General features: G+C 47.3%; 22 protein-coding genes and 1 pseudogene. 6 read left to right on the top strand and 17 right to left on the bottom strand.

Annotated elements, in window-relative coordinates:
- Together sdhA and IEY34_RS11145 are read right to left on the bottom strand one after the other, a co-directional pair.
- Nucleotides 1–1,764: a succinate dehydrogenase flavoprotein subunit gene (gene sdhA / locus IEY34_RS11140; RefSeq protein ID WP_189011395.1), complete on the bottom strand. Its 1,764-nt coding sequence runs from the start codon at nucleotides 1,762–1,764 to the stop codon at nucleotides 1–3.
- 16 nt (nucleotides 1,765–1,780) lie between these two features.
- Entirely contained in the window at nucleotides 1,781–2,434 is a 654-nt protein-coding gene (locus tag IEY34_RS11145; RefSeq protein ID WP_308423000.1) for a succinate dehydrogenase cytochrome b558 subunit, read from the bottom strand.
- A gap of 294 nt (nucleotides 2,435–2,728) precedes the next feature.
- Here IEY34_RS11145 and IEY34_RS11150 point away from each other — a divergent pair, with 294 nt between their 5' ends.
- Nucleotides 2,729–3,625 (top strand): LysR family transcriptional regulator, encoded by an 897-nt coding sequence (locus IEY34_RS11150; protein WP_189011397.1) that lies wholly within the window; start codon nucleotides 2,729–2,731, stop codon nucleotides 3,623–3,625.
- Nucleotides 3,626–4,692: 1,067 nt separating this feature from the next.
- Here IEY34_RS11150 and IEY34_RS11155 read toward each other — a convergent pair.
- From IEY34_RS11155 to IEY34_RS11170, 4 genes are all read right to left on the bottom strand, one after another.
- Nucleotides 4,693–5,427, bottom strand: coding sequence for a response regulator transcription factor (locus tag IEY34_RS11155; RefSeq protein ID WP_189011400.1), 735 nt, complete (start codon nucleotides 5,425–5,427; stop codon nucleotides 4,693–4,695).
- Nucleotides 5,428–5,504: 77 nt separating this feature from the next.
- On the bottom strand, nucleotides 5,505–6,773 hold the full coding sequence (locus IEY34_RS11160; protein WP_189011402.1) for a cation:proton antiporter: 1,269 nt from the start codon (nucleotides 6,771–6,773) through the stop codon (nucleotides 5,505–5,507).
- Complete coding sequence (locus IEY34_RS11165; protein ID WP_189011404.1) at nucleotides 6,773–7,435, bottom strand: potassium channel family protein; 663 nt, start codon at nucleotides 7,433–7,435, stop codon at nucleotides 6,773–6,775. Before IEY34_RS11165 ends, IEY34_RS11160 begins: the two co-directional genes overlap by 1 nt.
- Nucleotides 7,436–7,445: 10 nt before the next feature.
- The gene (locus tag IEY34_RS11170; protein WP_189011406.1) at nucleotides 7,446–8,798 is read right to left on the bottom strand and encodes a TrkH family potassium uptake protein; all 1,353 of its coding nucleotides are present in this window, start codon (nucleotides 8,796–8,798) and stop codon (nucleotides 7,446–7,448) included.
- A gap of 209 nt (nucleotides 8,799–9,007) precedes the next feature.
- On the opposite strand from IEY34_RS11170, the gene IEY34_RS11175 reads away from it, so the two are divergent.
- Nucleotides 9,008–10,642 (top strand): CPBP family intramembrane glutamic endopeptidase, encoded by a 1,635-nt coding sequence (locus IEY34_RS11175; protein WP_189011408.1) that lies wholly within the window; start codon nucleotides 9,008–9,010, stop codon nucleotides 10,640–10,642.
- Here the strand turns inward: IEY34_RS11175 and uvrC are convergent.
- The 3 genes from uvrC to IEY34_RS11190 form a co-directional block, all read right to left on the bottom strand.
- The gene (uvrC, locus tag IEY34_RS11180) at nucleotides 10,602–12,566 is read right to left on the bottom strand and encodes an excinuclease ABC subunit UvrC (RefSeq protein ID WP_189011410.1); all 1,965 of its coding nucleotides are present in this window, start codon (nucleotides 12,564–12,566) and stop codon (nucleotides 10,602–10,604) included. The two genes, IEY34_RS11175 and uvrC, sit on opposite strands and share 41 nt — an antisense overlap.
- Nucleotides 12,567–12,661: 95 nt before the next feature.
- Nucleotides 12,662–12,976: a thioredoxin gene (trxA, locus tag IEY34_RS11185; protein WP_189011412.1), complete on the bottom strand. Its 315-nt coding sequence runs from the start codon at nucleotides 12,974–12,976 to the stop codon at nucleotides 12,662–12,664.
- Between the two features lie 144 nt (nucleotides 12,977–13,120).
- On the bottom strand, nucleotides 13,121–13,528 hold the full coding sequence (locus IEY34_RS11190; RefSeq protein WP_308423001.1) for a MerR family transcriptional regulator: 408 nt from the start codon (nucleotides 13,526–13,528) through the stop codon (nucleotides 13,121–13,123).
- Nucleotides 13,529–13,706: 178 nt separating this feature from the next.
- Here IEY34_RS11190 and IEY34_RS11195 point away from each other — a divergent pair, with 178 nt between their 5' ends.
- Both IEY34_RS11195 and IEY34_RS11200 read left to right on the top strand, forming a co-directional pair.
- The gene (locus IEY34_RS11195; protein ID WP_189011414.1) at nucleotides 13,707–13,850 is read left to right on the top strand and encodes a YqzM family protein; all 144 of its coding nucleotides are present in this window, start codon (nucleotides 13,707–13,709) and stop codon (nucleotides 13,848–13,850) included.
- Nucleotides 13,851–13,992: 142 nt separating this feature from the next.
- Nucleotides 13,993–14,994 (top strand): globin-coupled sensor protein, encoded by a 1,002-nt coding sequence (locus tag IEY34_RS11200; RefSeq protein WP_189011416.1) that lies wholly within the window; start codon nucleotides 13,993–13,995, stop codon nucleotides 14,992–14,994.
- Nucleotides 14,995–15,192: 198 nt separating this feature from the next.
- Here IEY34_RS11200 and IEY34_RS36720 read toward each other — a convergent pair whose 3' ends face one another.
- The 5 genes from IEY34_RS36720 to IEY34_RS11225 all read right to left on the bottom strand — a co-directional run bounded on the left by IEY34_RS36720 (nucleotide 15,193) and on the right by IEY34_RS11225 (nucleotide 18,951).
- Nucleotides 15,193–15,597: a hypothetical protein gene (locus tag IEY34_RS36720; protein WP_229757585.1), complete on the bottom strand. Its 405-nt coding sequence runs from the start codon at nucleotides 15,595–15,597 to the stop codon at nucleotides 15,193–15,195.
- Entirely contained in the window at nucleotides 15,594–15,827 is a 234-nt protein-coding gene (locus tag IEY34_RS11210; protein ID WP_189011418.1) for a hypothetical protein, read from the bottom strand. Before IEY34_RS11210 ends, IEY34_RS36720 begins: the two co-directional genes overlap by 4 nt.
- Nucleotides 15,828–15,831: 4 nt before the next feature.
- Complete coding sequence (gene dnaI / locus IEY34_RS11215) at nucleotides 15,832–16,782, bottom strand: primosomal protein DnaI (protein ID WP_189011420.1); 951 nt, start codon at nucleotides 16,780–16,782, stop codon at nucleotides 15,832–15,834.
- 99 nt (nucleotides 16,783–16,881) lie between these two features.
- Nucleotides 16,882–18,402: a replication initiation and membrane attachment family protein gene (locus IEY34_RS11220; protein ID WP_189011422.1), complete on the bottom strand. Its 1,521-nt coding sequence runs from the start codon at nucleotides 18,400–18,402 to the stop codon at nucleotides 16,882–16,884.
- Between the two features lie 183 nt (nucleotides 18,403–18,585).
- The gene (locus IEY34_RS11225; RefSeq protein ID WP_189011424.1) at nucleotides 18,586–18,951 is read right to left on the bottom strand and encodes a winged helix-turn-helix transcriptional regulator; all 366 of its coding nucleotides are present in this window, start codon (nucleotides 18,949–18,951) and stop codon (nucleotides 18,586–18,588) included.
- Nucleotides 18,952–19,151: 200 nt separating this feature from the next.
- On the opposite strand from IEY34_RS11225, the pseudogene IEY34_RS11230 reads away from it, so the two are divergent.
- Nucleotides 19,152–19,633, top strand: a pseudogene (locus IEY34_RS11230) (zinc-binding dehydrogenase); the annotation flags it as partial.
- A gap of 62 nt (nucleotides 19,634–19,695) precedes the next feature.
- Here the strand turns inward: IEY34_RS11230 and IEY34_RS11235 are convergent.
- Together IEY34_RS11235 and IEY34_RS11240 are read right to left on the bottom strand one after the other, a co-directional pair.
- The gene (locus IEY34_RS11235) at nucleotides 19,696–20,577 is read right to left on the bottom strand and encodes an alpha/beta fold hydrolase (protein WP_229757586.1); all 882 of its coding nucleotides are present in this window, start codon (nucleotides 20,575–20,577) and stop codon (nucleotides 19,696–19,698) included.
- A gap of 73 nt (nucleotides 20,578–20,650) precedes the next feature.
- Complete coding sequence (locus IEY34_RS11240; protein WP_308423002.1) at nucleotides 20,651–21,049, bottom strand: YuiB family protein; 399 nt, start codon at nucleotides 21,047–21,049, stop codon at nucleotides 20,651–20,653.
- A gap of 87 nt (nucleotides 21,050–21,136) precedes the next feature.
- Between IEY34_RS11240 and hemQ the strand changes: the two genes are divergently transcribed.
- The gene (gene hemQ, locus IEY34_RS11245) at nucleotides 21,137–21,883 is read left to right on the top strand and encodes a hydrogen peroxide-dependent heme synthase (RefSeq protein ID WP_189011428.1); all 747 of its coding nucleotides are present in this window, start codon (nucleotides 21,137–21,139) and stop codon (nucleotides 21,881–21,883) included.
- Between the two features lie 118 nt (nucleotides 21,884–22,001).
- On the opposite strand, the gene IEY34_RS11250 is transcribed toward hemQ, so the two are convergent.
- Nucleotides 22,002–22,283: a hypothetical protein gene (locus tag IEY34_RS11250; protein ID WP_189011430.1), complete on the bottom strand. Its 282-nt coding sequence runs from the start codon at nucleotides 22,281–22,283 to the stop codon at nucleotides 22,002–22,004.
- Nucleotide 22,284: the final 1 nt, after the last annotated feature.

A 22,284-nucleotide genomic window follows, 5' to 3' on the forward strand; every position in this document is an offset into this window, starting at 1 on the left:
TTAATGTCCTCCCTTTTTCTTCTCCGTGGAGTAGTCACGCTTCCGCGGTGCAATCAAAGATACATCAATATCTTCATAGCTGATTTTCGGGCCATCCGGCGTCCAATCGGCAATTGTCGTTTTCATGAAATTCTCATCATCACGCTCTGTGAATTCCGGCTTGTAATGCGCGCCGCGGCTCTCGTTACGCAGCAGTGCGCCAAGCGTCATCGCTTCAGCCAATTCGAACATATTCCAAAGTTGACGCGTGAACGCAACCCCTTGGTTGTTCCAACGTGCTGTATCCGTGATGTTGATGTTGTTGTATCTTTCTTTCAAATCTTTGATTTTACCGATGGTATCTTCCAAACGATCGTTGTAGCGAACAACCGTCATGTTAGCGTTCATCATGTCGCCAAGCTCTTTGTGCAGAACGTAGGCGTTCTCTGTGCCATTGTTCATTTTGAGCAAGTTCTCATAACGATCTGTATGACGTTTCTTCTCACGATCATACACGATGGAAGACGTGTCGTCGGCATGTTTCTCTAGGCCACGGATATATTCAACCGCTTTAGGACCGGAAACCATGCCGTCATAGATCGCGGAAACGAGTGAGTTCGCACCCAAACGGTTTGCGCCGTGATGCTGATACTCACACTCACCTGCTGCGAATAGACCTGGAATGTTCGTCATCATATTATAGTCAACCCAGATTCCGCCCATGGAATAATGAACCGCTGGGAAAATCTTCATTGGGATTTTACGTGGATCGTCGCCCATGAATTTCTCGTAGATCTCCATGATGCCGCCAAGCTTAATGTCAAGCTCCTTCGGATCCTTATGAGAAAGATCCAGGTAAACCATGTTCTCGCCGTTGATGCCCAGCTTCTGGTCCACACAGACGGAGAAGATTTCACGCGTTGCAATATCACGCGGCACCAAGTTGCCGTAAGCCGGATATTTCTCTTCCAGGAAGTACCAAGGCTTACCGTCTTTGTATGTCCAAATACGACCGCCTTCACCACGCGCAGATTCAGACATCAAGCGAAGCTTGTCATCTCCCGGAATCGCAGTCGGGTGAATTTGAATCATTTCTCCATTGGCATATTTAACGCCTTGTTGGTAAACCGCACTTGCAGCTGTGCCCGTGTTGATAACGGAATTCGTTGTTTTCCCGAAAATAATTCCAGGACCGCCAGTCGCCAAGATAACCGCATCAGCCGGGAACGTTAGAATTTCCATGCTGCGCAAATCTTGCGCTGCGATACCACGGCAAACATTGTCATCGTCCAGAACGGAACCGAGGAATTCCCAGTGCTCGAACTTCGTTACGAGACCTGCTGTTTCCCAGCGGCGTACTTGCTCATCCAGCGCGTACAAGAGCTGCTGACCGGTCGTTGCGCCCGCGAATGCCGTACGGTGATATTTGGTTCCACCGAAACGGCGGAAGTCAAGAAGACCCTCTGGTGTACGGTTGAACATAACGCCCATCCGGTCCATCAAGTGAATAATCCCTGGAGCTGCGTCACATAATGCTTTAACAGGCGGTTGATTCGCTAAGAAATCTCCGCCATAAACTGTATCATCAAAGTGCTCCCATGTGGAGTCACCTTCACCTTTGGTATTTACCGCACCGTTAATGCCGCCTTGCGCACATACGGAGTGGGATCGTTTCACAGGTACCAAGGAGAACAATTGCACATGAACCCCGGCTTCTGCTGCTTTAATTGTCGCCATGAGTCCCGCAAGGCCTCCACCAACGACGATGATTTTCGAATTAGCCACTTCTGTTCACCCTCCCTTAATGCCCCGAATGTGCTTCTACCGGAACTGAAAATTCCGTACCTGTAAAAGCGACCAAAGACATAATAAACATAACGGACATCACAACGAACAGAGCCATCCAAATAATGGAAGAATAACGCTGCGCGCGCGGTCCAACTGTAATCCCCCAACTAACCAAGAACGACCAAATTCCATTACAGAAATGGAAGCTTGCTGAAACAACACCAATGACATAAATCGTGAAAATAACTGGATTCGTCGCAATATCGTGCATCGTTCGACCAAGATCCTCATGCGCTACATTGCCTAGAGCAACCTGTAAACGCGTTTCGAAGAGATGCCAAGCAACGAACAAGAACGTGAGAACGCCGGTTACGCGTTGAAGCATGAACATTTGATTGCGGAAATACCCATAGCTGGACACGTTATTTCTGGCTTGATAAGCCACATAGAGACCATAAACGGCATGATAAAGAAGCGGAAGCCAAATCCCCACGATTTCCAAGAGAAGAACCAATGGCAGACCGTTCAGCCAATTAATTTGATCCACGAAGGCTGCTGGACCTTTGGTTGCTTCGTAGTTAGTGAGCAAATGCTCAATAAGGAAGAAGCCCACCGGAATGACACCTAGCAAAGAGTGGATCTTTCGAAAGTAATACGAATTACCCATAATGTAACCAATTCCCCCCTCAACAAAATTCATAAACTAAAACTACCATCTGACAAGTTTAGACAAAACAAGCCACATACCATTGTACTCTCGCCGCAAACGAGCGTCAACCCATAATCATCCACGCCTATTTTGCGCTAAAGCAGTGAACGAATATACACGGCCAGCCAATAAATGTGAATAAAAAGTGACATGTACATCGTACCTCTTTCACGCTTATAATGGAAGTGCCGTTTTTTTATATACACTTATAACTAATTCACATATAAAGATGAAAGAGGAGCTGATAACGCCATGGAACTTTTGGACGTTTTCGCGGTTGTTGTCGAACAGGTAAGCCTCAACAAAGCGTCTCAATTGCTGAATATTTCGCAGCCGGCACTATCCCGTAAAATCATGAAGCTGGAAGAAGAGCTGGGAGTAGAACTGTTCATTCGTAAAGGCAAAAGACTGGAGTTGACCAAAGTAGGACAGATTTGCTACGATCACGCCCTGGAGCTTCGTCATCTGGAGCGTAAATTCAAACAAACCATCCAGATGTACAAAGCTGCGGGCAGCCACAGCTCCATCACCATCGGAGCCAGCCTCACTACCTTGCAAGCAACGCTCCCCGATCTCATTACAGACTATCTGAAGGAATATCCGTTAACCGAAATTAAGCTTCTGACCGGCAAAACCCATGAAATTGTCACCATGGTCAAAGAGCACAAGGTCGACATCGGTGTCGTCGCCTCCCAAATCAATGCTTCCAGCCTGCACTGCGAGCCTTTGTTCGATGATCACCTCTGTCTTGTGCTGCCGCTTGGACATCCCTTCATTGATCGCAGCGTGATTACCATGGATGATTTGAACGAGCTGCCGATGATTCTGTTCTCCAAAGGAACCTGGTATCGCATCTTGATGGATGAACTCTTCCATCGCTATACGATTTTCCCCAACGTCCAAATGGAAATCGACTCCTTCGAAGCCATTATTCGGCTCGTTTCCACTTGCAAAACAGCCACGCTGCTGCCGAAATCCTATTTGCGGGAAGATTTAATTCGCAATAACGAGCTGATCTTGCGTCAACTGGTCGAATTGGAGCAAACCAAAAGAACGACATCCCTGATCTACTCCGATCATACTTCTGATAATCCAGAAGCCATGAAATTCATAAACCAGGCTGTCACCTGCTTTGCGAAGCATAAATAGCTGCATCAGCCGGTAGGTCAATCACTAGAAAGACCTAGCCTGCGGCTAGGTCTTCAAGTCCATGCACCTTCGCATGCCCCCTAACGAACTCAATACTCTTTATTCGGCCAAAATTGCTCATTCTGAAAATCTAATGAATCCCAGAAGTTCTATTCAACCAAATGATCACCTTTCCGCCTAAAATTTGCTCGATATCGTTAATCCAGTTCATTATATCGCCAAAGTAGCTATTTTCCGGTCTATAAGCATCCTCCAGTTCATTGGATGCACTGTGAGACCGAAATCCGCCATAACAAAGAAGTCTCCGGTGGACATCAATAAGAAAAGCCCAGCCTGCGGCTAGGTCACCCAGTCAAAGGACCTTGAGGCAAACCCAAGACCCTAACGAACTCAATACTCTTTATTCGCCCAAAATTGCTCATTCTGAAAATCTAATGAATCCCAGAAGCTCTATTTCAAACAAATGATCACCTTTCCGCCAATAAAGTGCCCGTTAGCGCCAACTCCGTTCATTAAATCTCAAAAGCAGCCATTTTCCGGTCTATACGCATCCTACAGTTCATTAGATGCATTTTGAGACCGAAAAGCCCTAAAGCGAAGAAGTCTGCGGTGGACCTCAGTAAGAAAACCCCAGCCTGCGGTTAGGTCACCCAGCCCATGAACCTTGAGGCAAACCCAAGACCCCTAACGAACTCAATACTCTTTATTCGCCCAAAATCGCTCATTCTGAAAATCTAATGAATCCCAGATGCCCTATTTCAAACAAATGATCACCTTTCCGCCAATAAAGTGCCCGTTAGCGCCAACTCTGTTCATTAAATCTCAAAAGCAGCCATTTTCCGGTCTATAAGCATCCTACAGTTCTTTAGATACACTTTGAGACCGAAAAGCCCTAAAGCGAAGAAGTCTGCTTTGGACGTCAGCAAGAAAACCCTAGCCTGCGGTGGACGCCAACTAATAATGGGAACCCCTTAACAGCAAAATAGCGCACTGGAATTCCCTCCGCTCGAGGCCGTCCGGGTAAACCAAAAAGCCAACCCGCATTCACATCGAGGTTGGCTTTTCATTTACATATATTTATACCCTACTCCCCAAACCGTTCTAATTCGCTGCGGTTCCTTGGGGTTATCTTCGATTTTTTTCCTAAGATTAGCAATATGCACATCAATCGCCCGATCCGTCACATAGGAATCGAAGCCGCGAACCGTTTGGAGCAAGTCTTCTCGACTGAATACGCGGCCTGGATTGTTGACGAAGCACTTCATGATTTCGAACTCCGAATAGGTCGTCTCAACGATCTGACCGCGAACCAGCATAGAACGAGTATGCAGATTGAGCATGATGCTCTTATCTCCGTCCTTCTTCGTCACCGCTGCTTTGGGCTGCACCTCCATGACAGCGATGGACTGAACGGCAGGGAAATCGCTTTTCTTCTGATACGTATTGGAACGGCGGATGAGCGCATGCACCCGCGCACTCATTTCATGCATGCTGAACGGTTTGCACATGTAATCATCTGCGCCAGCTCCAAGTGCATTGACCCGTTCAACGACTTTATTCTTCATCGAAACAATCATAATCGGCACACCAGATGTTTGACGAACCCGTCTGCAAAGTTCAAGTCCATCCATATCAGGCAGCATCAGATCAAGCAAAATAATGTCCGGGGCAAACTTATAGATCGCTTCCGCCCCATCTTGACCATTCTCTTTACGCATGACTGTAAAGCCTTCTTCACCTAAATACATAGATACCATATCGCCGATCATTGCGTCATCTTCAATCATTAATACTTTATACATTAGGGGTCCACCTTCGCCTCGTCATTCTCTCGTTGTGCACATTGCTAAAGTTGAGGGCTAAAAAGTTGAGATATCCTTCATCTGACAGATTGCGTACTTCCTTTTATATCGGTTCCCTCAGCCTTTACTTCAAGTCCTAATTTACGGGCTACATAAGCTGTTGTACTAGCCTGGAATAAAATAGTGATCAAGACCGCCATAAACGTAACACTTGCAATTAATTCGCTATGCGCTACGCCCAAACCTGCAACCATCCCACTTAATGCGGCAGGAATAACGCCTGTTTCACGCACCCAAAACATAAACAAAATTTCCCGCCAAGTCCAGCCGGCTTTACGATCAGGCCATGTACAAGCTAGAACGGTAAGAGGTCGCGCAACAAAAATAAAAACAAAGATGACACCCAGACTCGTCCAGAGATTCGCCACAATCAAAGGAAAATTCACTTGGCTGCCCAAGAGAATGAAAATCAACATTCGCATGATAACGGTCATATTATCGGAAAAATGATCCATCTCATGCCGTTTGTCTTGCATATTCAGTTTGAAGGTTTCGGCATTCCCCCACATTAAACCAGCCGTGAAGGTTGCCATAAAACCGCTGACGCCCACATATTCGCCCGCAATATAAGCCCCCAAAGAAGTAACAACCATCGCAATCGTCGCATAATCTCTCAATAATCCTAATCGCGAGTGGGCAGTCAAGTAAGTCATTCCAAACCCTATGACCGCTCCCAATGCGAGTCCGCCAAGCGCAGTCTTCACAAAATCTAAAATACCTGAGGCTATAGAAATCTTCTCTGTCCCCAAAATAATCGCCAGCAAGGAGAAGGTTAAGATGGATGCCGTCGCATCGTTAAATGCGGATTCACTCTCTACCGTTTCCCTCACTTTCGTGCGGATCTTCACTTGTTTGAATACCGGAATGAGTGTGGCTGGATCCGTAGAAGCAATAATTGCCCCTAGCAGCAAAGCATACAGCCAAGGTAAATCTAAGAGCAGATGAGCTATAACCGCGACTGCGCCACAAGTAAGCAATACACCCGGTATACTTAATAAACCAACAGTCAGCCACACTTTACGCAGCCCAGTCAGTCTAATATTGCGTCCCCCGTCAAAAAGGATTAACGACGATCCAAGAACAAGAATAAATTGATTCGTGAACGAGGTGCTCGTCTCATCAATCCAGTGAAAAGCTTGACCTGCCAACATTCCCGCCACAAGGAATAAAGCCACATCAGGCAGCTTTAACCATTGCGCAGCTTTGCCGAAAAACATGCCCAAACCAAAAATTAAAACGAGCAGAATAAGTACATGTTCAATAAGGTGGGATGTTGTATTTTCCATTACCCGATTACTTCACTCTCAAACCTATCAATTTGTTCATTCGTTCCGATGATCACCATCATATCATTCTCATTGACGACATCCGTAGAGGTCGGGGCAATAATGACGCCTGTTTGTTTGTTAATAGCGACTACGCTGCAGCCAAATTTGGCTCGCGGGTCGAGTTCTTTTATCGTTAGTCCACACAATCGTTTGGGTACAGACAGCTCGGCAATCGTGTAATCCTTGGAAATTTCGATATAGTCCAGCAAGTTCGGCGAGTTTAATTGATGCGCTACTCGGATGCCCATGTCCCGCTCCGGATATATCACCCGATCAACCCCTAACTTCTGCAATACCTTCCCATGAAGTTCAGATAGCGCTTTGGCAACAACCTTTTTGACGCCCAAATCCTTGAGCACAATCGCCGCCAAAATGCTGGATTGAATGTCATCACCAATGGCAACCACCGCACAGTCGAAATTACGTACACCTAATGATTTGAGTACTTCCTCGTCTGTAGCATCAGCTACTACGGTATGGGTAAGCACATGACTCATCTCGTCTACAGCTTCCTCGTCCCTATCTACACCAAGCACCTCGTTGCCTAGTTTGATAAGTTCTTTGGAAATACTCGCCCCAAACCGTCCGAGTCCTACGACCACATACTGCGTCTTTTTCATCTTCTTTCCCCTATCCAATCGTGATTTTACCCTCAGGGTATCTAAATAATTCTTTCTCTTGCTTAGGTTGAAGCGCATACGCCAGTGTAATCAGGCCTAATCGACCAGCAAACATCGTCATAGAGATGAGAATTTTGCCAAATGTCGTTAAATCCGGCGTCAGCCCCATCGTTAATCCGACTGTTGCGAATGCCGAGGTGACTTCAAATAATATTTTTAGCAGCTGCGAATCCTCCGTCGTTGACAGCAGCATCGTAACCATAATGACCAGAAACAAGGCGACCATCGTTAGGGTAATCGCTTTGAGAATGCGATCCTTAGCCAAACGGTAGCGGAAGATAACGATATCTTCTTTCCCACGGATCATCGTGATGATTGCAGCTATAAGAATCGTGAACGTCGTGGTCTTGATACCGCCTCCTGTTGAACCGGGCGATGCCCCGATGAACATTAGAATAACCATGAAAAATTGCGAAGCTTGCCGCATAGCGCCGATATCTACCGTATTCGGACCCGCTGTACGCGGGGCAACAGATTGGAAGAATGAGGCTAGAATTTTCCCGCCCATATGCAGCGAACCTATTGTTCTGTTATTCGTATATTCGAATATAAAGATGATGAGGGCACCTAGTACAATGAGCAGGCCAGTCATGCTTAACACGACCTTTGAATGGAGCGAAAGCCGCTTGGTGCTGCGGAAATCAATAGCGTCGGACATGACAATAAAGCCAATACCCCCAAGCACGATGAGAGCCATTGCCACGAAGTTGATCACAAAATCATCCACATATCCCGTTAATGAAATGAAAGGAGCATCTACCGTTCCAAACAGATCAAAGCCCGCATTGTTAAACATAGAAATGGCATGCCAGATGCCAAAGTACAAAGCTTTTGAGAAACCCAAATCAAATGACCAACGAATCGTGAAAATGACTGCAGCTATAGCTTCAATCGTTAAGGAGTAAATCAAGACTCTGCGAATCAATCGCACGATACCTTCCATGCTGCCTTGGTTGAAGGCTTCTTGCAGAACAAGTCTCTCCTTGAGCGTAATTTTTTTGCGAAATACAAAAGCTAGCAAGGTAGCCATTGTCATGAATCCTAAGCCGCCAATTTGAATTAAACATACAATAACAACTTGTCCAAACATCGTATACGTGCTCCCTGTGTCCACAACAACAAGTCCTGTTACACAAGTCGCTGAAGTTGATGTAAAGAGCGCATCGATAAATGGAATAGACTGGCCTGTTGCCGAAGCAAACGGAAGCATCAAAAGGCAGGTTCCCAATAAAATGATAACGGCAAACCCAAGCACTAAAATTTGAGGCGGTGTCATTGGCCTGAATTTCAATTTTTTAATCATAACGCCTCCCGTATTAAGCAAAAAACTCTGAATTTCCAGTGCTTTCCCGGTAGGATTCCCCGTTCTCATGAAGAAATTCGGCTTGTCATGCAATTGATAGGTATTATATAACTGTTTAGGTTTCTTTACCACTGAATTGGCAATCTTTTTAAACTGTGGTAACGTGAAAAGATGGGTTTCATAATTGTGAACCAGAAGGGAAATTCACTATGCCAAGGCCAACCTTAAATCGTCATCTCCTCTTACTTGCCAGTATCGGAATCGCGTTATATCTTGTCATAACCATTCTATACGGACTCCAAACCGAAGAAGCATCAGCCGGTGACAATCCTTCGATCACTAAGGCCGCCGCCGCAGACAGCGCGACACAATTCATAAGTGGGCGATATGGCGTGAAAGCCTCCGATACTTTCGTCGTGTATCAGTCCAAAAAAGACCGCAGCGGTTATTTGCAAAAGGAACAATTACTCGAACCTTATAATAAAACATATGGGGAACGTTACCCGATTGATTATTATCAAGTTAGTGTAAATGACAAGAAAACGAATCGTCAATTCATCGTTGAAGTTAATTATACGAATGCCTCCGTCATCGGTTGGCACGAAATACTCGCCTCTCCCCAAGGAGCGCTCATCAGCAAGCAGAAAGCCGATATTTTGGCCAAGCAGGAAATGCGGACGCAGGGACTTAATCCCGATGAAATGACCCTCATCGACGTTGACAAATCAGAAGCTGATGAAGATAACGGTACAACGCTTTATTACGAGAAAACCTCTGCGCCTCTGGGCGAGGCTAAGTTTCAGGTGCGCATGGAATTCGATGAGAAAAGCCTGGTTGGCTATACGGCTCAATTCAGCTTACCTTCCTCCCATAAGGCCTGGATCGACCAACAGGATCACTCGGCTTCCGTGATGACCTGGATTTCTATGGGCTTCACAATCCTTATGGCCCTTGCCTCCATCGTCTTCGCTATCATTTATAGAAAACATATGAGATTCAGCAGAGGCTTATATTTAACCGCCATATTCCTAGCCATTTATATTACGAACAACTTTAATATGTATCCAGCTTTTCGGTCCGTGAGCGGTACAGTGAACGTCGAATTCGCTACATGGGCAACCATCATTTTCATGGACGTGGTTACGGTTTTGTTAGGTGTTTCGCTCTATTTCGCACTAGTAGCCGGCAACGGTTTGTGGGCTGCTGCCGGTCAAAACAAATGGCCCGCTTGGAAAGAGCGCAGGTTCGGCAGCGATGTCTTCCACGGTATGGGACGCGGCTATTTATTGGCCCTCTTCATTCTAGGCATTCAGCAGGTGCTGTTCTATGCCGGGGAAACGAGCTTTGATGTCTGGGCCGTCAATGACCCTACGGATTCGGTACTCAATATGCTGGAACCCCGCCTATTCCCGCTGATGGCCTGGGTTGCGGCGATTTCGGAAGAGGCAACCTACCGGCTGCTCGGCATTATTTTATTCAAAAAATTGTTCCGCAACAACTTCATTGCTGTCTTGATTCCTAGTATCATATGGGCAGCCAGCCATACCCAGTATCCGATTTATCCGGTATATACAAGGTTAATTGAGGTTACGATTATTGGCATTATTCTTGGTTATGTATTCCTCAAATACGGTTTCATCACCGCTGTATTCGCACATGCCTGTATGGACAGCATTCTGATGGGCATGTCGCTCTTCTCGCTCGGGCACATCAGCGATATTCTAGCCGGTATCTTCTATCTCCTGCTGCCGGCGCTCATTGGTTTACTGTTGGCTTGGATACATGGAAAAAGACGGCCGCCCCTTACTCCTGGGGAATTGCCGCCTCGCCTTGAAGTGCTTTGATAATTTCGCCCGCCAATTTCTCACCGATACCCAGAGGCTTGAAGTCTTGAACTTCAGCCTCTTTTATTTTGCGCACGGAGCCGAAATGTTTGAGCAGCGCCTTGCGCCGTTTTTCACCAATACCCGGTATGGCATCGAGCTGGGACACGACCATCGATTTCGCTCTTGTTTCCCGGTGGAACGTGATGGCGAATCGGTGGACTTCATCTTGAATCCGCTGAAGCAAGTAGAACTCCTGGCTATCCCGCGGCAATGGAACGATCTCTGCGGGATCACCGATCATAAGCTGTGCTGTCTTATGTTTCGCATCCTTGACCAGTCCGCAGATCGGGATGAAGAGGCCCAACTCATTCTCCAGTACATCCACCGCCGCCGAGATTTGCCCCTTCCCGCCATCTACGACGATCAGATCGGGCATCGTCAGGTTATCCTTGAGCACCCGCTCGTACCTGCGCCGAATAACTTCGCGCATAGTCTCGTAATCATCCGGTCCAACGACCGTCTTCACTTTATATTTGCGGTATTCCTTGCGATCCGGCCGACCGTCTACGAAAACAACCATCGCCGACACTGGGTTAGTCCCTTGAATATTGGAATTATCGAACGCTTCAATCCGGCGTATCGTTCCAAGACCCAGCCATTCGCCCAGATTCTCAACCGCTTTGGTTGTCCGCTTCTCATCCCGCTCTACTAGTCGGAACTTCTCGTCCAGCGCATTGCGCGCGTTGTCCTTAGCCATATCAACCATTTGCTTCTTGAGTCCGCGCCGCGGAATATGCACCTTGACCTTAAGCCAGGATTCCAATGCTTCGCGGACATCAATCTCCTCCGCTTCCGCTTGAGCAGCTTCCTTCGTGGGCACGGCTTCCGCAGATTCCTCTACGGCAGAAGTCGCTTCCTCTGCGACAGAAGTCGCTTCCCTCACGGCTGAAGCCTCTTCCCCCTGCACAGGCATGGTCGGAAGGAAGATTTCCTTAGGCAGCGCCGGATTCTCGCTGTAGACTTGCGTCACATAAGTCATGAAATCACTGTATTCATCGCCGTAATAAGGGAAGAGCGAGACATGGCGCTCGATCAGCTTGCCCTGGCGCATATATTGAATGTGCACAGCCATCCAGCCCTTGTCGACTGCGTAGCCGAATACGTCGCGGTCCAGCGCATCCACGGAGTTGATCTTCTGCTTCTCCATCACCGCTTCGATGTTCAAGATATGATCACGCAATTCCTTCGCGCGCTCAAAGTTCAGTTCCTCCGCTGCCGCCAACATCTTGGTGGTCAGCTCTTCCTTAATAACGTCGTGTCCCCCGTTAAGGAAACGACTGATCTCTTGCACCATCCGCTCGTTCGTCTCCGCGGTGATATCGAATTCGCATGGCGCCAGACACTGCCCGATATGATAGTATAGGCATACTTTCTCGGGCATAGTCTTGCACTTGCGCAGCGGATAAAGCCGATCCAGCAGTTTCTTCGTCTGCTGGGCCGCAAAAGCGTTCGGATAAGGGCCGAAATACTTGCCCTTATCCTTATAGATCCGCCGCGTGACTTCCAGACGCGGCTGCGCTTCATTGGTAATCTTGATGTAAGGGAACGTCTTGTCATCCTTCAACAGGACATTGTATCTGGGATGATGCTGCTTAATCAGATTACACTCGAGAATTAACGCTTCCATATTCGAGGACGTAATAATATATTCAAAGTCGCGGATTTCGCTGACTAGTTTTTGCGTCTTTGCACTGTGACTTCCTGTGAAATAGGAACGCACACGATTTTTCAAAACTTTGGCTTTGCCCACATAAATAATAGTGCCTTCGCGGTTTTTCATAATGTAGCAGCCCGGTTTGTCAGGCAATAAAGATAGCTTGTGCTTAATCACTTCTAAACTTTGTTCACGGACTTTGGGGTCTTCCTGTTCCTGCTCGGTCATGCCCTCGTCTCCTTTCACACAACAAAAAAGCTCTTTCTCAGCATAGCAGAAAAAGAGCTTTTTCACACGAACAATTGTTTCTAGTTTCTAACAAATTATTGATGACGGGATACTACATTTTTGAGTGCTTCTTTGGATTGGAAGCCCACAACTTTATCAACAGGCTGTCCGTCTTTGAAAACGATCAGTGTTGGGATACTCATAACGCCAAAGCGAGCAGCGGATTCTGGATTGTCATCCACGTTAACTTTTGCGATTTTCAAAGTTTCGATTTCTTTATCAAGTTCTTCCAATACAGGAGCGATCATTTTACAAGGTCCGCACCAAGGCGCCCAGAAGTCTACAAGTACTGTACCTTCTCCTTCAACTTCTGCTTTAAAGCTGTTATCAGAAACATTCACGATTGACATGATAGTTCCTCCTTCTAAGAATGGATTTGATTTATAGCATCAAGTAGGACATAGCTACCGATGAACGTCAACAAGTAAAGTATACCACACCACTAGGTCATTTCAACCAAGCCAACATTTAGCCACAAGCAGTTGAAAACATTCCTAGATCGTCGGTAAACCTACAGGCAGCCCCTGAAGCCTTTGCTGCTCAATATAAGCGATACGATCCTTCAAATTCGCTTGCAGCAGCTGCAGCATTTCCATTTGTCGCTCAATGTCTTGCAGCTTCTCTGTGTAGAGTGGCAGCAAATCATCGCACAACGACTCCTGATTTTTCATGACACAGTTGAGAAAGCTTTCGATTTGCTCGGTCGTGAAGCCTAAACTTAAATAGAATTGAATGGTTTTCACGCGTTCCACAACCATCTGGTTGTAGACTCTGTAGCCATTTTCTTCGCGTTGTGTCGTGATGAGTCCTTTGGCTTCATAGTACCGCAATGAACGAATGCTGGCACCGGTAAGCTTGGATAATTCACTAATCCGCATCGCCTTCACCTTTTCCTTGATCAAGTAAGGATGTACTCATTGTAAACCATGACACTAATGTTAGAGTCAAGTCTTATTTTACAGAATCCGCTCTTAACGGTGATTGTTTTCATAATTGTCACCTCGATTAGCTTTACAACTTTCGACGAATTTGGGTATACTAAGCTTAAACTACGAATGTCGGACGTTAGGGGGTAACCACATGAGCGATCCTAAACACCCTGAGCTTCACGTGTATGAAGAACCGCGTAACGATTTAATGGATGTAGGCATTGGCTTTGGCGGATTCTTCGCAGTCTTGTTTATTATTGCAGCTATTGCTACAGTGATTCAAGTTATGAAATAGAATCGTCCAAGCCTAGCAACAGAGCCGCTTTGCACTCACCTGTGAAGCGGTTTTTTTCTTGCAGTTTGCTTGTCCAACAGGATGTAAGATATAAGCAACGGGCCACCACTTACAGTTAAGACAGAAGGAGACCAATTATTCCATGATTAAAGTTCAACCAGAACGCCAGAAACTTATGTCCTTCATTGGCCTAACCGATGCGGATCTACAGCTTTTGAAAAGCAAACAAGCCGCTTTTCAGCTTGTCGTGGACAAGCTTGTAGACGAATTGTATGCAGAGATTATTAGATGGCCTGAGCTCGTCGCCCTTATTGAGAAACACAGTACCATTGAACGCCTTAAGGAAACACAACGTTGGTATTTCTTATCTATGGCATCCGGTGTGATTGATGAAGAATATATCAAAAAACGGCTTTTTATTGGAAACGTCCATTCGCGAATCGGCTTAACGACTTCCTGGTACCTCGGCACTTATTTAAAATATGCAGATTTAGCTACCTTTCATTTCAAGCAGCATCTTCCTGATGACTGGGCTCAAGTTCTTCATTCGTTGAGCAAAATGTTTAACTTGGATTCTCAGCTTGTCCTCGAGGCTTACGAGCACGAGGAGAAACAGAAGATCCAAACGCTGGCAGATGAGCAAAATAAAATGTTGACGACGATCACCAGCGCCGTCCAAGATCTTGCTTCCATGATGGTTGAGCTTGGCGGCAGCAGCCAGACGGTTGCTGATACGGCGATTCAGACTGCTGAATCCCAAGAGCTCTCCAACACGCGCATCGATGAGCTCAACAATGAGATCAAAGACATCGCGAAGATGGGCTCCGTCATGAAAGAAATCTCCGATCAGACGCATCTGCTCGGATTGAACGCAGCCATTGAAGCCGCCCGTTCCGGCGAGCATGGCCGCGGCTTCGAAGTCGTCGCCAACGAAGTGCGCAAACTCGCTTCCCACTCCAGAGAATCGCTGGATCAGATTCAATCCAAGCTAAAGCTGATTACGCAGAAGCTTGACCTGGTCAAGAAAGGCTCCGAGGAAACTACGCACTACGCGCGTACCCAAGCTGCCAGCGCTCAGGAGCTGACCTCCTTCGTGCAAATGATTGAGAATGTGACAGCTGAGCTGGAGAAGTTGAAGAAATAGCGAGAAGGACCGTCAGGAGGGATTGTTCCTCTTGACGGTCCTTTTAATTAGTGTGCTTAAAACCGGCGGTAGTATGCTTAATCCTGCCGATAGCATGCTTATTCCAGTGCGGGAGCAACTTTTCCATCCCAACGCCGCTAAAGGGAACTACGATCCTCTATTTTGTCGAAAATCAACCAAATAGCTATCCAAGCGGAACTACGATCCCTTATTTGCCGATTTTGGCTTCTGAAGCCTGCTTATTATGGCAAATAGCGCCCTGTAGTTCCGTTTCACTTTGAATCCACCACTTTTCTCCTCAATAGCGGATCCTAGTTCCCTTTCAGCGGTCTTACGGGTCCTACAGGTCTTGCAGGTCCAGCGGGTCCTGCGGGTCTTGCAGGGCCAGCGGGTCCTGCGGTTCTTACAGGTCTTGCGGGGCCAGCGGTTCTTACAGGTCTTGCGGGGCCAGCGGGTCTTGCGGGTCTTGCGGGTCTTGCGGGTCTTGCGGGTCTTGCGGGTCTTGCGGGGCCAGCGGGTCTTGCGGGGCCAGCGGGTCTTGCGGGTCTTGCGGGTCTTGCGGGTCTTGCGGGTCTTGCGGGTCTTGCGGGTCTTGCGGGTCAAGTGTTTCCAGCTATTCTGCCCGTTCCGCCTATTCTGCATGTTCTGTCTGTTCTGTCTGTTCTGTCTGTTCTGCCCGCTCCGCCTGTTCTGCCCGTTCTGCCCGTTCTGCCCGTTCTGCCCGTTCTGCCCGTTCTGCCCGTTCTGCCCGTCCCGTCTGTTCCGCCCGTTCTGCCCGTTCTGCCCGTCCTGCCCGTCCCGCCTGTCCCTGCGGTTCCAGCAGTCCCTGCCATCCCATCATTTCCCCCGCTTATTCGTCCCCGTCACCTCAACGACATCAACAAAAGGGCGAATACGGTCCATGATGCGCTGCCCTTTGTACTCCTCATCGCCATCCTTGTTGGTGAAGCTGAAATGCTTCTCCAAGTCGTGAAGCGCATAGTTTGAAGTAAAAAAGGTCGGCTTCCGGTTCATCCGATGATTCACGATGGCGCCTATGACATGGTCCCGCAGCCATGGATTCAAGTTTTCTGCGCCAATATCATCGAAAACCAGCAGATCCGTATCTTTCAGGAGGTCAATCGTTTCCTTGAGCTTATTCGGCTCCTGGAACATCCCCTTCAAGTCCTCCGCGAAATCCGGCATATAGACAATAGCGCCTGTCATACCGACCTTGGCCAATTGATGCAGCATGTAACCCATCAGAAACGTTTTTCCCGTCCCGAACGATCCAGATAGGTATAATCCACGCGGCTGCAGCCCGTCTTCCATCGTCAGACTGACATAGTCGTTGATTTGCATGACCGCTTTGGCTCGATCCAAATCCGTTTCCAGAATTTCTCCGAAAGAGTAGCTGCGCGAGATCATCCGCGGATCCACGTGAAAAGTACGAATACGACTGCTGATCGCATCTTGCAGCTGCTTCGCATTGAACTTCTTGCAGGCCACCTTCTCCTCATGAATAAAAGCTTTCTCATTCACGAAGTCAGCCGTAAGCATCGTATAATGTCCTGTCATATCATTGGGACATCGGTCCAAGCCAGGGCAATTCGAACAGTTTTTGAACTCGGTTACGTACTGGTAGAGCTTGTTCATATTAATCTTGACCGTATAGTCATCGACAAACGGGTACTTCTGGCGAAATTTGTGAACCAAGGCATCGTCCATGACTGCCCTGATTTTGTCTTCTGCCTTCCGTCTCCATTCGGAATTCGGCATTGATTTGAGTAAGTGCGACAGGGATTCCATGCTTGCGGCACCTCCTAATTTATCAGGCATGTTACTTAAAATTACTTATCTAAAATGAGCGACACTCCCCGTTACCTCACGGACCCACTTGGCCCTTGGCTAGCTTTTGCGATTAAAGCGCTCATCCAGCTTCTGCGCCATCCGGCGCGCTGCCTCCAGCTCTTCTTCCGTCAGCCTCGATGAGGCTGCGGCACCGGCGTCCGGCACCACAATCGGGATGTGCGGCTTCTGCGTCTTGCCTTGACGACCTCTGGTTACAGAGCCGCTGCTCGCTTTGGCTGCTTCCACCTTGGATGCGGCTTTCAGTTTGTAGCTGATCTTCTCGCGAACGTACTCGACCGCGTGCTCATAGGAACTGATTTGCTTGCCCAGCATATCTGAAGCGACTGCTTCAATCGAAGATTTGGCCCATGAACGACGGTCAATGTGCAGGAAGTGGATCAGTACATTGATGACTTCTTCGTTTAATTTATAATTCAAATCAATTTTCTCAAATATGTTAAGTACACCGTCAGGTATCGAGCCCTGAGTGAAAAACATTTTCAAGACTGCGGTATACGGCTCGTTACGCATAATGTAATTGTACTGATGGTCTGTACATTCGCCGCGAAGCTGCTGCGGCACTTCCAGATAATAGGCCATTTCAACGGACTTATCGCCTGCCGTGTCTTCGGAAATATCCGATTCTTTGCCTTGCGCCTTGTCTTCTGAACGCGCTATTGTCCGCTCGCGGTCCTCATCGCGCTTCTTGCTCTGCCTGTAGAACAGGTTTGCATTGTATTGCATCAAATCCATCTGGAGCTCGCCATCTTCGGCAAACACGCCATCCTCGTCAAGCAAACGGCATGTTTCCTGCAATGACAGGTTGTATTTCTTAGCGACGATATTAATAGCCGCCATCTGATCCGGCTTATGCTTAAGCGCCTCAACGAATACCCGATTGCTCGCTCCGCGAGGGAACCTCATGATGATGTCGGCATACTGGAAGCCTTTGGTCGTGACATCCATTCGCGCGTCCCCCTGCTTGCTCGCAGAAGCCTCGTACAGCGCTTGTTCCAGTTCATAGTCGACCACTTGGGTATTGAGACGGAACAAATCGTAGAAGGGTACCGACAGGTTCTCTTCACTGGCATCGCGGCACTCTTCAGGCTCTGGAGATAACAGATCTTCCCGCAGAGACAGCAGCATGAATTTGCCAACCTTATCGCGCAGCAGCAGCGTTAAGTGCTGATTGCGGAAAAACTCATTCGGACTCAAAGGTTGGAACAAGGTGTAAACGAACACATAGTCTTCTTCACCTGGCAGAAACTTGCGGGTCGTTTGCAGAAGGCCAATGGCCTCCAGCTTGGAGGATTGTTCGATCAAATACTTGCGGCCGCGCTCTCCTTGTTCAAGCTCAAGCAGCAAGAATAATTTGCGCTGTTGTTCCATCGGTGAAAATCCGACTTTTTCTGCACTCATCTGCTGATAGAGAGCTTGATAGAGGCTAATTGCCAATCCGCCTATCATCGGTTGATACATCATTGCCAACATTTTATAATCCAAACTGCTCAAAGAAAACTCACGGCTCACACAAAACCTGTGATTTTCCGTGAAATGCAGCATATTCGTCATTCGCATCCCGTTACAGCACCATCCTGCCTCAACCGTTTACAGCTCCAAAAGCTACTCGGTTTCTCTCTATTAGTCTACCACAAAAATCGACAATCTTGGTATCTACCGGAGAAAAGATAATATTACCTAAAAAGATAAAACAATGAAAAAACCAACTATGCTGTTGGCCGAATAATTGAAAAATTCCTATTAATCTCCGGTAGATGCGCACTCCGTTTGTTTTTTGTAGCTGGTACCCCATTCTTTCATGAGCAAAATAATCGGCACCAACGTTTGGCCAAATTCCGTCAGCGAGTATTCTACTTTTGGCGGAACCTGATGATAAACCTCACGGTGGACCACGCCATCTTCCTCTAACTCTCTTAGCTGCAAAGTCAGCATTCTCTGGGTGATCGTCGGACAGATTCTTTTGAATTCATTGAATCTTTTGGTCCCTCCGATCAGATGATACAGAAGCACACCTTTCCATTTGCCGCCTATGACATCCAATGTATATTCAACTGGACAGGCTTCCTTATTCGGACTATCTCCGTATCCACTTTTGCGATCACGCAATCAGAGCCAACTCCTTGACGGTATACAAATTGATACTACATAACATCATTGTGCGTACTTACTATTCTAGAACGGATCGATTAAACTAACAACCATAGAAACAATGATTTTTTAGGAGATGAGCATATGATTGCAAAAGAAACAATGAAAGCGGCGGGCCTTTATCAATATTTAAATTCTCGTACACGTCAAGGCAATTTTCGTCTGCACTGCCTCTGACGGCTATCACAGCCTGGGAGGCCTTATTTGAACGACTCGGCGTGTCCAAGACCAGAGACAACAATGCTGGCAAGAGCATCCTCATCATCGGAGCTGCCGGAGGTGTCGGTTCCATTGCCACCCAACTGGCCAAACATGTCGGACTTACCGTTGTCGGCACGGCCTCCCGTCCCGAGTCAGCCGCTTGGGTGAAACCGAACAGCCTTTGAATTTGACTTTGCTCAAAAATAAAAGTGTTACCTTTGTTTGGGAACTCATGTTCACTCGCTCGATGTTCCAAACAGCCGATATGATTGAACAACATCATCTGCTCGATGAAGTAGCTCAATTGATCGCAGCCGGAACCCTTCGCAGCACTTTAGCCGAAAGGTTCTCTCCCATCAACGCAGCCAATCTGCGCAAAGCTCATGCGATCCTCGAAGCAGGTTCAACCGTTGGCAAAGTTGTTTTAGAATACTTTTGATACAGAGTCACACTCAAGCAGAAAAAAAACCTCAATTCCACATGAGTGGCGTTGAGGTTTTTTCAATCTTGTGCATCTTGTACGTCTTGTTCGTGCGCTGCCTCCCCATACATAGCGGGATTCAGCTTTCTGGCAATTGTCCAATCCAACTGTACTCGCTCCGTTGCAACATCCTCCAAGCTCTCCACCCAAAGCCGAATCAAGTCATTCATCTTAGGGGCGCTTCTGAAAGGGATTTGATGCTTGGCATCCTTGAGAAAATAAAGCGAGCTGTGCGGCAGTTTCTCATGCAGCATGTTCGCATACCGGTGAAATCCATGGTCTTTCTGACCATAAATCAAAAGGACTGGATGCTCAATGTGGCCTAAACAACGCGTGCATGAATACGTAATGGACTGCTCGAAATAAGCTTTGACATTGTCTGGCGCATCATGTTTAGCACTTTCAAGCTGCTGCCGATACGTCGTTTCCTTGTCCGCATTGCCATAGATGACGGCTCTTTGGAGCAGCTTCAGAAGCAGCTCTGAACCTGCCATCCGCGATGCGAGCCAGGCCCTGCCTTTATTATAGGCATCCGTTAATTCCGACATCCCGCTTACGACGATGCCGCCTAGGAAGCGTTCTGGATTCGCCAGCAAGCCTTCGAGAACGACCGATCCGCCTGTCGAATAGCCGCATAGATAAGCTTTCTCAATGCTTAGGTAATCCATCAGTTGGCAAATATCCTCTACAATAAGGGCATAGTTGAAGGTTCTTTGGGATGGATTGCTGGCCCCATGGCCTCTAATATCAAAAGTGATAACTCGGAAATGACCGGATAACTGTTCTTTTTGATAGGCGAATGCCTGTGAGGTTAATAAAGGCGGATGAATGAAGACAAGAGGTGTGCCGGTTCCCGTGCTTTCATAGTGCAGTATCGTCCCATTCACATAAGCGAAAGGCAAAGTCGTCTCCTCCATCAGATCAAGTTGGGCATTCCCACCTTAGCCTGACCAACTCTGCCTGCTTTTATGATAATTAAAACATTTTGAAACCGCGGATACGAAGCGCCTTAATTGCCGATCCACTAAGAATCGCCCCTGCCAAGCCACCGATAGCCGGAACGATATCGACAATCGTAAAGCTCGCGTCGCTGGATAGAAAAGAAGCCGAAGCCGTTCCTACAGATCCATAAATCACGACTCCAACGACGAGTGCAAGGAATGCATAGAGTGGAAACCAAGTCGTTTTCATTAACATGTTCAAAATAAAACCGATTCCAAAAAATAACACCATCATCAAGACAGTGGCAATAACCATTTGCAGCAATGTATGTACCCCCTTAAACTTGTCAAAACTCTTTCGTTTGCTTTGCCCAGCTTCCTTATAATTGTAATCTACGAAATGGTACAGGTAAAGTGTACACAAATTGAACATTTCATTCTTCACCCTTTGTTCATTTGCCCTTTCCCCATGAATTGGATACAATGTAGGGGATATTAGCCTTGAATGGAGGAACCACTCATGAGTGAAGCCGTACAAACGCTGGAAGGCTGGTATGCGCTGCATGATTTCCGTCTAATCGATTGGAACGCATGGCATGCTGCAACCCCACAAGAGCGTAAACACGCAACAGAAGAGCTGAACACTTTCCTGTCCCAGTGGCAGCAAGTCGAAAACGATAAAATCGGCAGCACAGCCGTTTATAGCATCGTTGGTCAGAAAGCCGATTTCGTATTCATGCAAATGCGTGAAACACTAGAAGATTTGAATGATCTGGAGAATGCTTTCAATAAATCCAGCTTCGCCGCTTTCACAATTCCGGTCTATTCCTATGTATCTATCGTCGAATTAAGCAGTTACCTGGCCAAACCGGGTGTTGATCCTGCGGAAGATCCAGAGCTGCAAGCACGCTTGAAGCCGATTCTGCCAAAAGCGAAGCATATCTGCTTCTATCCAATGAACAAACGCCGCGATGGCAATGACAACTGGTACATGCTCCCTGCGGATGATCGCAAAACGATGATGCGCAGCCATGGCATGATTGGACGTACATACGCTGGTAAAGTAAAACAAATCATCACCGGCTCTGTTGGCTTGGATGATTGGGAGTGGGGCGTTACGTTATTTTCCGAAGACCCGCTTCACTTCAAGAAGCTCGTTTATGAAATGCGTTTCGATGAAGTGAGCGCTCGTTTCGGCGAGTTCGGAGACTTTTATGTCGGCAACCTGCTTTCACCGGAGAAATTCGCCAAGCTGATTCAAGTTTAAGATATAGTCAAAGAGTGATAGACCCCGTGGTCTGTCACTTTTTTTTGTTCAATCGCATACATCAAGTATAAAAAGAAGCACTGCCCCGTAGTGAGCAATGCTTCTTATCGCTTCAATTCTATTCCTCATCGTCATCATCGCGCAGTGCCGCCGCTAGCTCGGCTTCCAACTGCGCTTTGCGCGCCAGATAAACTTCCGTATCCCGGTCACGTTGACGGCCTTTTTCCTTGAGACGTTCAATGGCAGGAAGAATCAGAATATCTATTTCTTTTTGTACAACAGCTACATGATCGTACCGTTTCTCAGTCTCTAAGAAATGACCGACCTCGATCAGGGCGTTGTAACGATCCAGTTCATCCCGGGTAAGAAGTCCTCTTACTTGGACACTGCAGTGCCGCATG

Origin of the sequence: Paenibacillus marchantiophytorum, from assembly GCF_014640555.1 — a bacterium.
Classification (GTDB): domain Bacteria; phylum Bacillota; class Bacilli; order Paenibacillales; family NBRC-103111; genus Paenibacillus_E; species Paenibacillus_E marchantiophytorum.